The organism is Streptomyces luteosporeus (genome assembly GCF_039532865.1).
Taxonomy (GTDB): domain Bacteria; phylum Actinomycetota; class Actinomycetes; order Streptomycetales; family Streptomycetaceae; genus Streptomyces; species Streptomyces luteosporeus.
In genome coordinates this window covers 20,210-33,148 of the sequence record NZ_BAAASL010000026.1, presented here as the reverse complement: position 1 = coordinate 33,148, position 12,939 = coordinate 20,210, and the positions used below count along the sequence as shown (strand labels likewise).

The window sequence follows — 12,939 nt, the reverse complement described above, 5'->3', positions numbered from 1 at the left end:
CCGCCTCCGAGGAGAACACCGTGAGCACCTCCGAAGACCGCCCCCTGCACCAGATCGGCCGCCCCGGCCAGGAGGCCGCCGAGGCCACGGCCGGCGGCTGCGGCGACGCCTGCGGCTGCGCGGGCGAGGAGTTCGGCGAGGACACCCTCGAGTGCGGCCTCGACCCGGAGCTGGCGGCCCTGCTGGTCGCCTCCGGCCTGGACCCGCTGCAGGTCGAGGACATCGCGCACCTGGCCATCGAGGAGGACCTCGACGGCGGCGTCGACGTCACCAGCGTCGCCACCATCGCCGAGGACGCGGTGGCCACCGGCGACTTCACCGCCCGCGAGGCCGGCACGATCGCCGGCCTGCGCGTGGCGGAGGCGATCCTGTCGGTGGTGGCCACCGACGAGTTCGAGGTCGAGCGGCACGTCGCGGACGGCGACCGGGTGGAGGCGGGCCAGAAGCTGCTGACGGTGCGCACGCGCACCCGCGACCTGCTGACCGCCGAGCGCAGCATGCTCAACCTCCTGTGCCGCCTGTCCGGCATCGCCACCGCGACCCGCGCCTGGGCCGACGCACTGGAGGGCACCGGCGCCGCGGTGCGCGACACCCGCAAGACGACGGTCGGCCTGCGCGCCCTGGAGAAGTACGCGGTGCGCTGCGGCGGCGGCGTCAACCACCGCATGTCGCTGTCGGACGCCGCGCTGGTCAAGGACAACCACGTCGTGGCCGCCGGCGGGGTGGCCGAGGCGTTCCGCGCGGTGCGCAGGGAGTTCCCCGGCCTGCCGATCGAGGTCGAGGTCGACCGGATCGACCAGATCGAGCCGGTGCTCGCCGAGGGCGCCGACCTGATCATGCTCGACAACTTCACCCCCGAGCAGACCCGCGAGGCCGTGGAACTGGTCGCCGGGCGTGCCAAGCTGGAGTCCTCCGGACGGCTGACGCTGGCCAACGCCCGGGCCTACGCCGGGACCGGCGTCGACTACCTGGCGGTCGGCGGGCTCACCCACTCGTCGCCCATCCTGGACATCGGGCTGGACCTGAGGGAAGAGAGCGCCTGATGCTGCTCACGATCGACGTCGGAAACACCCAGACCGTCCTCGGCCTGTTCGACGGCGAGGACATCGTCGAGCACTGGCGCATCTCCACCGACCCGCGCCGCACCGCCGACGAGCTGGCCGTGCTGCTGCAGGGCTTGATGGGCCGCCATCCGCTGCTCGGCGACGAGCTGGGCGACGGCATCGAGGGCATCTGCATCTGCTCGACGGTGCCCTCGGTGCTGCACGAGATGCGCGAGGTGACCCGCCGCTACTACGGCGACGTGCCCGCGCTGCTGATCGAGCCCGGTGTGAAGACCGGCGTGCCGATCCTGATGGACAACCCCAAGGAGGTCGGGGCCGACCGCATCATCAACGCGGTGGCGGCCGTCGAGCTGTACGGCGGCCCGTCCATCGTCGTCGACTTCGGCACCGCCACCACATTCGACGCGGTCAGCGCCCGCGGCGAGTACGCCGGTGGTGTGATCGCCCCGGGCATCGAGATCTCCACGGAGGCGCTCGGCGTACGCGGTGCCCAGCTGCGCAAGATCGAGATCGCGCGGCCGCGCAGCGTCATCGGCAAGAACACCGTCGAGGCCATGCAGTCCGGCATCCTGTACGGCTTCGCCGGCCAGGTGGACGGCGTCGTCGGCCGGATGGCGAGGGAGCTGGCGGACGACCCGGACGACGTCACCGTCATCGCCACCGGCGGCCTGGCGCCGCTGGTGCTGGGCGAGGCGACGGTCATCGACGAGCACGAGCCCTGGCTGACGCTGATCGGCCTGCGTCTGGTCTACGAGCGCAACATGATGCGCGGCTGACCGTCCCCGCGGCTGACGTCCCCGCCCGCGGCTGACCGTCCTCGCGGCCGGCCCGGCCTTGCGGCCGTGCCACGCCGTGAGGCGGGGCTCAGCGGATTTTGTCCGTTTAGCACTTAAAGTCGCCCCATGCCCACGCCCTATGGATCCCGCGGCGGCATGGCCTTCAGCGCGGACGAGCTGCGCGTGCTGCGCCGTGCCCTCGACATCGCACTCCGCCCCCACTCCTCCACCGGCTGTCCCGGGCCCGCCCGGGACGCGGAGGTGAGGGACTGCCTCCGGCTCGCCGAGGCCGTGGCCGAGGCCGGCCGGGAAGGCGACAGGCTGCACGCCTTCCTGGTCGCCGACCTCGACCGGCACCGCTCCGCCCTGCCTGGCGCCGCCACCGGCTACCTGCGGCGCCTGCAGGACGCCCTGGCGGGCGGCCACCGGCCCGAGCGGGCGGACCTCGCCGCCCTGCGCTCGCTGTGCGCCCTGCCCGCGGGGCCCCGGGAGACCGCGCGCCGGCAGGCCCTGCTGGCCCGCTGCACGGAGCTGGCCGGCGAGCAGGAGCCCGCGCGGCAGCCCCGCCCGGCCCCGCCCGCCAAGCCCGCCCCGACACCGCCGCCGGCGGCGCCCTCGCCCAAGCCGCCCCGGCCGGACCGGCCCATTCCCACCCCGGGCGAGGTCTTCCCGCCCCGCCGCAAACCCGTGCCGCCGGCCGGGTCCCGCCTGGCCGGCGCACGCCGCTGACGTACGCCGCCGACGTACGCCGCACGCCCGCCCGTTTCGCCCCACCCGGCCGGTGGGGCGAAACGGGCGGGCGCGTACTCTGGACGGGTCGCTCGCAGCACCACCGATCCAGAAGGAGCCGACGGCCATGGACTATGTCGCCGCGCTGGTCCCGCCCGTGGTGATGGCGGTCGCCTTCACCGCGCTCGTCGTCACGATCGTCAAGAGCCAGGGCGGGGCGAACAAGGCCAAGGAGGACGCCCTCGTCGACGCGGCCCTCGCCCGTGCCGAGGCGGCGAAGCAGACCGGCGCCTGAGCCGCCCGGGGCCCGGCCCCCGCACCGACACCGGGCGTACGGACCGTGCAGCGGTCCGTACGCCCTTTTTGGCGCCCGGATTGCCGCGCCGATAAACCGGCATTCAAGACATCTCCCACTATTATTCGCGTGTGGTTCGACGCCTGGGTGAACTGGAAGACGCCGTGATGACGCGCGTGTGGGAGTGGAACCGGCCGGTCACTGTTCGGGAAGTCCTGGAAGACCTTCAGCAGGAACGGTCCATCGCCTACACCACGGTGATGACCGTAATGGACAACCTGTATCAGAAGGGCTGGCTGCGCCGGGAAGCCGAAGGGCGGGCCTATCGATATGAGGCGGTCTCGAACCGCGCCGCCTACTCGGCCGCACTGATGAACGAAGCCTGGTCGCTCAGCGACAACCCCGCGGCCGCTCTCGTCGCCTTCTTCGGCATGATGTCGGCCGAACAACGCGAAGCGCTGCGCGACGCGATCCGGGTCGTGCAACTGGACGGGCCCGACGAGGCCCCGGGAGAGCCGGGGCGATAGCGTCCGGACATGCCGCGTCTCTCAAAAGCCGTCACCGTCCGCAGGGCCCGCACCAGCGATGTGCCCGCCGTCCGCCGGCTCATCAACGCCTACGCGCGCGACCGCATCCTCCTCGACAAAGCCACGGTGACGCTTTACGAGGACATCCAGGAGTTCTGGGTGGCCGAGCGGGACGAGGACGCCACCGTCATCGGCTGCGGGGCCCTGCACGTGATGTGGGAAGACCTCGCCGAGGTGCGCACGCTGGCCGTCGATCCGGAGGTCAAGGGCGCCGGAGTGGGCCACCAGCTGCTGGAGAAGCTCGTCCGGACCGCGCGCTGGCTGGGCGTGCGGCGTATTTTCTGCCTCACCTTCGAAGTGGACTTCTTCGCGAAGCACGGCTTCGTCGAGATCGGCGAGACCCCCGTGGACCGTGATGTCTACAGCGAGCTGCTGCGTTCCTATGACGAGGGCGTTGCCGAGTTCCTGGGTCTCGAACGAGTGAAGCCGAACACCCTTGGCAACAGCCGGATGCTTCTGCATCTGTGATCGCGGTCCCTATGTCCGAATCGCGCCCCTATCGCGCGGGCCCGGAAGCCATCGTTCCCATGCGGATGCCCGGCTGAACCTTCCCGGGGGGTTTGTGTTTTTCCGGGAAAGGCGGTTTGCTATTCCTCCGTAATCCCTTTTCCGCTGACGAAAGGAATCCCCCGTGGCGCAGAAGGTTCAGGTCCTTCTTGTCGACGACCTCGACGGCGGCGAGGCCGACGAGACGGTGACGTTCGCCCTGGATGGCAAGTCCTACGAGATCGACCTCACCACGGACAACGCGGACAAGCTGCGCGAGGCGCTCGCCGACTACGTGAAGGCCGCCCGCCGCACCGGTGGCCGTGCCGCCGCCGCCCGCGGCAAGGGCCGTGCCGTCGCGACCGCCGGCGCCCAGGACACCGCCAAGATCCGCGCCTGGGCGAAGGAGAACGGCTACAACGTCAACGACCGTGGCCGTGTCCCCGCCGACATCCGCGAGGCGTACGAGAAGGCCAACGCCTGACCGTCCGCCCCGTCCGGTGGCCGATCACTGCGCGCCGCCGCGGCGCGCAGCAGCCGGGTCCGGTGGCACTCCGTGGCCGCCGCGCCCACGAGCCGTACGAGATCGGGGGCGCCCGCCCCGTCCCCGAGGCCGGTGACCGGCAAGGTGGTCTCGACCTCGCACCCGGGCTCCGGAGGCCGCACCCAGACGGCCTCCACAGCCCTTCCGGGGCCCCTCACGGCGCCGTGGGCGGCGGCCCGGCCGTCCGGGGCGCAACAGGGCCCCGCCGCGCCCACCGGGGCCGGAGCGGGGATCCTGCCGCCGCGCCCCAGTGCGGTCAGCTCCAGGGCGACGCCGCTCCACTCCAGCCAGGTGAGCAGCCCGGGCAGCTCCTCCGCGCTTCCCGGAGCGGTCAGGAACCACATCGTCCCGGCCCGTCCGTCCAGCGCCACCGGCCCGGTGGCCGGGACGCGGGCGAGCACCGCGACGCCCGCCTCGGCGGGCATCCCGAGGGCGTCGAACCGGACGCCGGTCAGCAGCTCGACGGGCCGCCCGGGCGCGGTCGGCGCGGTGGGCCAGCCAAGGACGCACTCGTACCACTGGCGCCGGCGGCGCCAGTGCCCCGGGCCCGCCCCCGCCGGGGGCGGCTCGTCCAAGGGGCGGCACGGGCGCGGAAGGACTACCGTCATGAGCGGTGCAACTGTGGAAAGCCCAAGAGGTTACGCAGTGTGGAGAGTTGGGCACTCTGCGTATAAGACCTCCGGGGCGCACAGGCGCTCCGGGTGGTGCAGGGGTGTTCGCCCGTAGCGGATGCGGAGGGGTCGCGCCGCATGGAGTGCCGGTGGCCGGGGGTAGGACATTCCCCGTAGGAAGAGGCGGTAATGCGGGGGCTGGGGCGTATTGCCGGGGGGTTCCGCCCCGTCGCGGGCGGGCGCGCCGGGAAGGCCCGGCGTTCGCCGTCGGCGTAGTGGTGGTGGGCGTATATGCCTGGCCTGCGGGAACATCGTCTCCCACCATCGGGTTGGAGGAGATGTCGGCTGTTCGGCAGCAGGTTTCCCCGCCAACGCGGGGGTGATCCGGACGGGTGTCGGCAGTTGGAATGAGCTGTCCCGCCCAGCGGGACTAGCATGCGGAAGGACAGGGAGGGGACCGACCCCTTACTGCCTGACCGCTCTGAGGAGCGATTAACGATGTTCGAGAGGTTCACCGACCGCGCGCGGCGGGTTGTCGTCCTGGCTCAGGAAGAAGCCCGGATGCTCAACCACAACTACATCGGCACCGAGCACATCCTCCTGGGCCTGATCCACGAGGGTGAGGGTGTCGCCGCTAAGGCCCTGGAGAGCCTCGGGATTTCGCTCGAGGCGGTCCGCCAGCAGGTGGAGGAGATCATCGGCCAGGGCCAGCAGGCCCCGTCCGGCCACATTCCCTTCACCCCCCGTGCCAAGAAGGTCCTGGAGCTCTCGCTCCGCGAGGCCCTTCAGCTCGGCCACAACTACATCGGCACCGAGCACATCCTGCTCGGCCTGATCCGCGAGGGCGAGGGCGTCGCCGCCCAGGTCCTCGTGAAGCTGGGCGCCGACCTGAACCGGGTGCGGCAGCAGGTCATCCAGCTGCTCTCCGGCTACCAGGGCAAGGAAGCCGCCACGGCCGGCGGCCCCGCCGAGGGCACCCCCTCGACGTCCCTCGTTCTGGACCAGTTCGGCCGCAACCTCACCCAGGCGGCCCGCGAATCCAAGCTCGACCCGGTCATCGGGCGCGAGAAGGAGATCGAGCGGGTCATGCAGGTGCTGTCCCGCCGCACCAAGAACAACCCCGTCCTCATCGGCGAGCCCGGCGTCGGCAAGACCGCCGTCGTCGAGGGCCTGGCCCAGGCCATCGTCAAGGGGGAGGTGCCCGAGACCCTCAAGGACAAGCACCTCTACACCCTCGACCTCGGCGCCCTGGTCGCCGGCTCCCGCTACCGCGGTGACTTCGAGGAGCGCCTGAAGAAGGTGCTCAAGGAGATCCGCACCCGCGGCGACATCATCCTGTTCATCGACGAGCTGCACACCCTGGTCGGCGCGGGCGCCGCCGAGGGCGCGATCGACGCCGCCAGCATCCTCAAGCCGATGCTGGCCCGCGGTGAGCTGCAGACCATCGGTGCCACCACGCTCGACGAGTACCGCAAGCACCTGGAGAAGGACGCCGCGCTCGAGCGCCGCTTCCAGCCCATCCAGGTCGCCGAGCCGTCGCTGCCGCACACCATCGAGATCCTCAAGGGTCTGCGCGACCGCTACGAGGCGCACCACCGCGTCTCCATCACCGACGAGGCCCTGGTCCAGGCGGCCACCCTCGCCGACCGCTACATCTCCGACCGCTTCCTGCCGGACAAGGCGATCGACCTGATCGACGAGGCCGGCTCCCGGATGCGCATCCGCCGGATGACCGCTCCGCCGGACCTCCGCGAGTTCGACGAGAAGATCGCCGACGTGCGCCGGGAGAAGGAGTCCGCGATCGACTCGCAGGACTTCGAGAAGGCCGCCTCCCTGCGCGACAAGGAGAAGCAGCTCCTGGCCGCCAAGGCCAAGCGGGAGAAGGAGTGGAAGGCCGGCGACATGGACGTCGTCGCCGAGGTCGACGGCGAGCTGATCGCCGAGGTGCTGGCCACGGCCACGGGCATCCCGGTCTTCAAGCTCACCGAGGAGGAGTCCTCCCGCCTGCTGCGCATGGAGGACGAGCTGCACAAGCGCGTCATCGGCCAGAAGGACGCCATCAAGGCGCTCTCCCAGGCCATCCGGCGCACGCGTGCGGGCCTGAAGGACCCCAAGCGTCCGGGCGGATCGTTCATCTTCGCCGGCCCCTCCGGCGTCGGTAAGACCGAGCTGTCCAAGACGCTCGCGGAGTTCCTCTTCGGCGACGAGGACGCGCTGATCTCCCTCGACATGTCGGAGTTCAGCGAGAAGCACACCGTCTCCCGCCTCTTCGGCTCCCCGCCCGGTTACGTGGGTTACGAGGAGGGCGGCCAGCTCACCGAGAAGGTGCGCCGCAAGCCGTTCTCCGTCGTCCTCTTCGACGAGGTCGAAAAGGCCCACCCGGACATCTTCAACTCGCTCCTGCAGATCCTGGAGGACGGTCGCCTGACCGACTCCCAGGGCCGCGTGGTCGACTTCAAGAACACCGTCATCATCATGACGACGAACCTCGGCACCCGGGACATCTCCAAGGGCTTCAACCTGGGCTTCGCCGCCCAGGGCGACGTCAAGACCGGGTACGAGCGGATGAAGGCGAAGGTCAACGAAGAGCTCAAGCAGCACTTCCGGCCCGAGTTCCTCAACCGCGTCGACGACACGGTGGTCTTCCACCAGCTGTCGCAGGAAGACATCATCCAGATCGTCGACCTGATGATCGCCAAGGTGGACGAGCGGCTGAAGGACCGCGACATGGGCATCGAGCTCAGCGCGGACGCCAAGCAGCTCCTGGCGAAGAAGGGCTACGACCCGATCCTGGGCGCCCGCCCGCTGCGCCGGACCATCCAGCGCGAGATCGAGGACATCCTCTCCGAGAAGATCCTCTTCGGCGAGCTGCGTCCCGGCCACATCGTGGTCGTCGGTACGGAGGGCGAAGGCGAGGAGAAGAAGTTCACCTTCCGCGGCGAGGAGAAGTCGGCCCTGCCCGACACCCCGCCGGTGGAGTCGGCGACCGGCGGTGCCGGCCCGAACCTCTCGAAGGACGCGTAAGGGCGCGTAGCGCCCCGGCAAAACAGCCGGCCCCGGAACCGTGTGGACCACGGTTCCGGGGCCGACCCGTTTTTCGGCTCATCGCCGGCGTCCAATCGCCTGCGCCTAATCGCCGGCGTCGAGCCCGGCACCCCTCACCTCAAGGCGGTCGCCGAAACGGTCTGCGTCGATCAGCTCCAGCTCGTTGTTCGACTGGCCCGGCCACACTTCCAGGGGCTCGGTGAGCACCGGCAGACCGGAGAGGTCGAGCACGATGGGACCGGGCAGGGGACTCGTCAGGCGCAGCGTGCGAAGACCGGGAAAAACCGTGAAGAGCGTCGCGTCCACGCGAGGCTCTTCGCACAGGGTGAGAGCCAGCGACCAGACCCCGGGCAGGGGAGCGACTCCGACGAGGACCCGGGCACTGTCCAATCGGACCTTCAGGCTGCGCAGGTGGGAAAGCCCGGCCAGTTTTCCCAGGTCTTCCGGCGCGGCCAGCGGTACGGCGAGGCTCAGCGACTGAAGCCCTGCCCAGCAGTCGATGTCCTTCAGATCGAGTGGGGCGCCCGTGTCCCCGGACACCCACAGTCTCGAAACCCCGGGGTGCGGTGGCGGAAGCCTGTTCCTCGCATCGCTCCATACGGAGTCCAAGGACAGGAGCGAGAGGCCGGGCAGACCGGCGATGGTTTCGACAGCCGGATGGGGCAGCCGTACGTCGCGCAGGCGCAGGGAGCGTACAGAAGTCCTTTGCAGGGCCGTGATGTCGCGGACTCCGGGGCAGTCGGAAAGCCTCAGCTCTTCGATGTCCGGGTGGTCCGCGAGGAAGTCGAGATCGCGCAGCGTCCGGTTGCGCCGGATGTCCAATGAGCGAATCGCCCGCCCGGCGAATGCCCGGGCCAGGCTCTCGGGTGGGTGATCACCCCGGATCAGGAATGAGCCGACCGGGCCCAGACCGGGAATCAGTTCAAGCCTGGACGAGGATCCCACGGCAAGCAGGATGTTGGTCAGGTCCATAGGCGCGAGAACCTGCTCCGCATACATGCGGGCATCCATGCGCATCCAGGCGTCGGCCACCTTGTGCCGGACCGTCCTCGACTTGAGCCTCCCGAAGGGCGCGAGTGACGGGATCGCCGCGTCACCCAGCCGCGCCAGCACCTGGACCACGTGCAATGCGGCTCTTCTGCGAAGGCCCTCGGGGCCCGGAAGGACCGGCAGGACGTCCGGCCCGAGCGAGCTCAGGAGCTCGACGTCCCGGTCGCCGAGGGGAGGACCGAGCTCCTTGACCTTCTTCCACACCGCATCGTGCTGCTCGTCGTCGAGATAGCGCGCGCTTTGCGCGCACTCCGCCGCCAGTGTGCGCAGCGACCAGCGGGCCTCCCGCTCGGACGCCGCGTCACCGGCCGCGATCAGGCCGGCCACGACCCGGCGTACCTCGCCGCGCCCGCAGTGGCCGATCACCAGCCGGACGACGTCCTGCCACTGCTCCTCCGCCGCGTGCGACAGCAATTCGCCGAGGCTGTCGCTGTCCTGGAATTCCTTCGCGGCGAGATAGTCCTGGAACGTCCGGTGAATGAAATGAAGGGAGTCCGTGGCGCGCTCCTGGAGAAGCCCGCTGCGGTTGAGCAGATGCGCCAGGACCTGCTCCGCCGACCCCTGCTCGCGGACCTTGCGCAGGCCCTGCAGGGCGGCTTCCAGCTGCCGGACGGCCTGCTCGTGCGACAGTTCGGCGCGTCCGTTGCGCACCAGCCAGATGGCGATCCGCTGCAGGAGCTGGCGGCCGTCCTCGACGTCCAGGGCGATGCCTTCCGGCGTACCGATGCGGCGGTGCGCGTCACGGTTGCCGAGGAGCATGGCCAGGGCGGCTTCGTAGAGGTGCCAGCGCGTACGCGGGAGCAGGCCGCTGCGGCGGCGGTGCAGGGCGCAGATGACGGCGCACAGCAGGGGCGTACGGGCCAGGTCGCGCAGGGCGGGGCCGCGCTCGAACTCCTGCGAGAGGTCGCGTTCGAGTCCGATCAGCCGGTTGCGTTCCTGCTCGGCCCTCAGGGGGTCGGCGAAGGCGCCGCATTCCAGGCGGGCGGCTCTGTGCCAGGCCGCCACGAACTCCTGGATGTCGTGGTCGCTCATGGGCAGGAGCTGCAGTTCCTCGAATCCCTCGGATTCCAGCCAGGAACGCTCGACCGCCAGCGGGCGCGCGGTCACCAGGCAGCGGGTGGCCGGGTACATCCGCAGCAGGTCCGCGAGCCACCGGCGCGCTGTGGCGCGTTCGGCCCGCGGCAATTCGTCCAGGCCGTCGACCAGGAGCAGGGCCCTCCCCATTTCCAGGACGCGGCCGGCCCAGCCGGCGGGTGCCTCGTCCACCTGGAGCTGGGCGATGGTCGGCAATTGCGCCGGAGCGGGAGTGGTGATGCCCCGGGCGGCCAGGCTGCGCATGGGGACGACGAAGGGAATGAGCCCGTTGAGCGCCGTGAGTTCCTCGGGCATCGTCCGGCAAATGGCGTGCGAGGCCAGCCACCACACGAGCGTCGTCTTGCCGGCCCCCGCCTCGCCGCGGAGGACGGCCCGGGGGCGCCTGGCGAGCACCTCCTCGATGCGCTGCGGCTCGGACCGGACGTGGGCGGTGCCGTGGGCGGTGAGTGCTTCCAGGCTCAGATAGGCGGTGTCCAGATCCCAGCTGTTCTCGTTGGTGCCCAGGTCGTCGAGGCCGAAGATCTCCATCCGGCTGTAGCGGGCTTTGACGGCCTTGGCGTACCGGTCCTCGTACGACAGGTCCGCCGGGCCCCCGGAACCGACGATTTCCAGCGCATGGCGCAGACCGTGCGCCCGCGCCGCGGCCGAGAATCCCGGGGCGAAGAGAACGGATGCGATCGGGACCGTGGCGAGCGCCGAATGCTGCCAGCCCGCGGAGTCCTCCGTGATCAACCCGAGAAGCACCGGGCCCGCGAACACCGGGCCGCCGGACAGTCCCGCCCACGGTGAGGAACCGTCCGGTACGCCGGCCGGTGGGTGATGCTCGCTGCGCAGGACGTACCGTTTGCGCGAGCGCCCCGATACGGGCATGAGCGTGCCCGTGACCTGCACGGCTTCCAACTGCCCACCCCCGTAGCGCTGCACCTGGGGAAAGCCGAAGGCCTGGCAGTCGGGCACCGGCCAGTCACCCGGTAGGGTGCCCAGACGCACCGTCGGCCTGGCTGCCAGAAGCACCGGTTTCTCTGCGTACAGAAGCGCGGCGTCGCATTTCGTGTCGAGCCATACGACGTCGAGACTGCTGTGCGTATAGCCGCCCATCGGCAGGACCGTCGCCGTGCCTCGGGCACCCACCACATGAGCACTGGTGAGCACGAGGTCCGACGTGAGCAGTACCCCGCTGCCCTGCCGTTCCCCCAGAACCGCCACCAGACGGCTCTCGTTGGCGCGGAACGCCTCTCCGGTGTTCACCGGTCAGGTGTCGTCGCCCCGAATCCCGACAGGCCCGGCGGCCTGTCGTTGCCGACTTTCCAGCCCTCTCCCGTCCGCCGGTCCTTCGGCGTCAGCGTGAAGGCGATCTTGTGGGTGCGGGCGGAGGACCGGGAGGCGTCGGCTCCCGACTCGACGACCCAGGCCTTCACCTTGCCGCCCGCCTTCGCGTCGCGCCGCAGCTCGACCGTGAACTCCAGGGCGATGTCGCCGACGTCGAAGGCCAGGTCCTCGGCGGCGCCGGCGGCTGCTGCGCCGGTCAGGCCGGCCCGGATGGCGCGGACCGCTTCCTCCAGCTCTATGTCCTCGAAAGCGTTGCCCATTGCCTGGTTCCCCCCGCGACGCTGCGTGCCTGCCGGATGACGGCGAGCGTACCGCGAGGTGACAAGACGCACAGGGGTTTCGGCGTCTACTAGGCGGCTTAGCGGCGCCGAGCCCGCAGGACTCCCGCCCGTCGGGCCATTCCTCCAGTGATCGTTACTACCCGACCCCGTGAATACCCGGCTTGGCAGGTCCGCCGAGCGCTGGTTACCAAGGAATGGCGATCCCGGTCGGAAGGCCGGGACCTGTCTTTTTCCCGGAGGTTTCCATCCGTATGTCGAAGCGCACCGTTTTCCGTCATCCGAGCAAGGCCGCTTTCCGTACCCGTGTCGCCGGCTTCGTCGCCGCAGGCGTGGGCGCGTCGGTCGTGCTGGGATCCGGGGTTGCGCTGGCGGCAGGGACGGAGGCCGAGGCGCAGGCCGCTCCGGTCGCGGAGTTCCCCGCGTTTGCTTCCGTCGTCGCCGCGACCGACGCGCTGCACAAGCAGGCCGAGACGATGCGGAAGGCGGGCGAGCAGGAGAAGCGCGCCAAGGAGGCCGAGGAGGCCCGCAAGAAGGCCGAGGCCTCGCGCAAGCGCACCGCGGAGTGGGTGGCGCCCGTTGAGGGCTATCGGATCGGCCAGCCGTTCGGTAAGGCCGGTTCGATGTGGGCCAACAAGCACAGTGGCCAGGACCTGGTGGTCGACACCGGTACGGCCGTGAAGTCCGTGCACGGCGGCACCGTCGTCAAGGCCGGCCCCAATGGTGGCGGTGACGGTCCCGCGTACGGCAATGCCATTGTCGTCAAGCACGACGACAACACGTATTCGCAGTACGCCCACCTGTCGCAGGTGAACGTCTCGGTCGGCCAGAGCGTGACCACGGGCCAGGTGATCGGCCTGTCCGGTTCCACCGGCAATTCCTCCGGCCCGCACCTGCACTTCGAGGTCCGTACGACCCCGAATTACGGCACCGCCGTCGAGCCCGTGGGCTTCCTCAAGGAGCGCGGCGGGGAGCTCTGACCCCGTACACATGACGCGGAAGCCGGCGCATCGCGCCGGCTTCCGGTGTTTGTGCCTACCGTGGTGATGA

General features: G+C 70.4%; 12 protein-coding genes. 9 read left to right on the top strand and 3 right to left on the bottom strand.

Annotated features, from left to right (window positions below; genetic code table 11):
* Positions 1–20: 20 nt before the first annotated feature.
* The 7 genes from nadC (at position 21) to ABD361_RS26970 (ending at position 4,421) form a co-directional block, all read left to right on the top strand.
* The gene (nadC, locus tag ABD361_RS27000; RefSeq protein WP_344439081.1) at positions 21–1,043 is read left to right on the top strand and encodes a carboxylating nicotinate-nucleotide diphosphorylase; all 1,023 of its coding nucleotides are present in this window, start codon (positions 21–23) and stop codon (positions 1,041–1,043) included.
* Positions 1,043–1,840, top strand: coding sequence for a type III pantothenate kinase (locus ABD361_RS26995; RefSeq protein ID WP_344438935.1), 798 nt, complete (start codon positions 1,043–1,045; stop codon positions 1,838–1,840). The genes nadC and ABD361_RS26995 overlap by 1 nt, the downstream gene beginning before the upstream one ends.
* Positions 1,841–1,966: 126 nt before the next feature.
* On the top strand, positions 1,967–2,569 hold the full coding sequence (locus ABD361_RS26990; protein WP_344438933.1) for a hypothetical protein: 603 nt from the start codon (positions 1,967–1,969) through the stop codon (positions 2,567–2,569).
* A 127-nt stretch (positions 2,570–2,696) separates the two neighbouring features.
* Positions 2,697–2,864 (top strand): hypothetical protein, encoded by a 168-nt coding sequence (locus tag ABD361_RS26985; protein WP_344438932.1) that lies wholly within the window; start codon positions 2,697–2,699, stop codon positions 2,862–2,864.
* A 131-nt stretch (positions 2,865–2,995) separates the two neighbouring features.
* Positions 2,996–3,391: a BlaI/MecI/CopY family transcriptional regulator gene (locus ABD361_RS26980; RefSeq protein ID WP_344438930.1), complete on the top strand. Its 396-nt coding sequence runs from the start codon at positions 2,996–2,998 to the stop codon at positions 3,389–3,391.
* Positions 3,392–3,400: 9 nt separating this feature from the next.
* Positions 3,401–3,919 carry an amino-acid N-acetyltransferase gene (locus tag ABD361_RS26975; RefSeq protein ID WP_344438929.1) on the top strand — a complete coding sequence of 173 codons (519 nt, stop codon included), beginning with the start codon at positions 3,401–3,403 and terminating at the stop codon, positions 3,917–3,919.
* A 163-nt stretch (positions 3,920–4,082) separates the two neighbouring features.
* A complete protein-coding gene (locus ABD361_RS26970; protein ID WP_344438927.1) occupies positions 4,083–4,421 on the top strand; it encodes a histone-like nucleoid-structuring protein Lsr2 in 339 nt (112 codons plus the stop codon).
* On the opposite strand, the gene ABD361_RS26965 is transcribed toward ABD361_RS26970, so the two are convergent.
* Complete coding sequence (locus ABD361_RS26965; protein ID WP_344438925.1) at positions 4,352–5,056, bottom strand: SCO3374 family protein; 705 nt, start codon at positions 5,054–5,056, stop codon at positions 4,352–4,354. The two genes, ABD361_RS26970 and ABD361_RS26965, sit on opposite strands and share 70 nt — an antisense overlap.
* Positions 5,057–5,590: 534 nt before the next feature.
* Here ABD361_RS26965 and ABD361_RS26960 point away from each other — a divergent pair.
* Complete coding sequence (locus ABD361_RS26960) at positions 5,591–8,116, top strand: ATP-dependent Clp protease ATP-binding subunit (protein WP_344438924.1); 2,526 nt, start codon at positions 5,591–5,593, stop codon at positions 8,114–8,116.
* 105 nt (positions 8,117–8,221) lie between these two features.
* Here ABD361_RS26960 and ABD361_RS26955 read toward each other — a convergent pair whose 3' ends face one another.
* Together ABD361_RS26955 and ABD361_RS26950 are read right to left on the bottom strand one after the other, a co-directional pair.
* Positions 8,222–11,530, bottom strand: a complete 3,309-nt coding sequence (locus ABD361_RS26955) for an NACHT domain-containing protein (RefSeq protein ID WP_344438922.1) — start codon at positions 11,528–11,530, stop codon at positions 8,222–8,224.
* Positions 11,527–11,871 carry a trypco2 family protein gene (locus ABD361_RS26950; RefSeq protein WP_344438920.1) on the bottom strand — a complete coding sequence of 115 codons (345 nt, stop codon included), beginning with the start codon at positions 11,869–11,871 and terminating at the stop codon, positions 11,527–11,529. The genes ABD361_RS26955 and ABD361_RS26950 overlap by 4 nt, the downstream gene beginning before the upstream one ends.
* A gap of 272 nt (positions 11,872–12,143) precedes the next feature.
* On the opposite strand from ABD361_RS26950, the gene ABD361_RS26945 reads away from it, so the two are divergent.
* On the top strand, positions 12,144–12,869 hold the full coding sequence (locus tag ABD361_RS26945; protein ID WP_344438918.1) for a M23 family metallopeptidase: 726 nt from the start codon (positions 12,144–12,146) through the stop codon (positions 12,867–12,869).
* Positions 12,870–12,939: the final 70 nt, after the last annotated feature.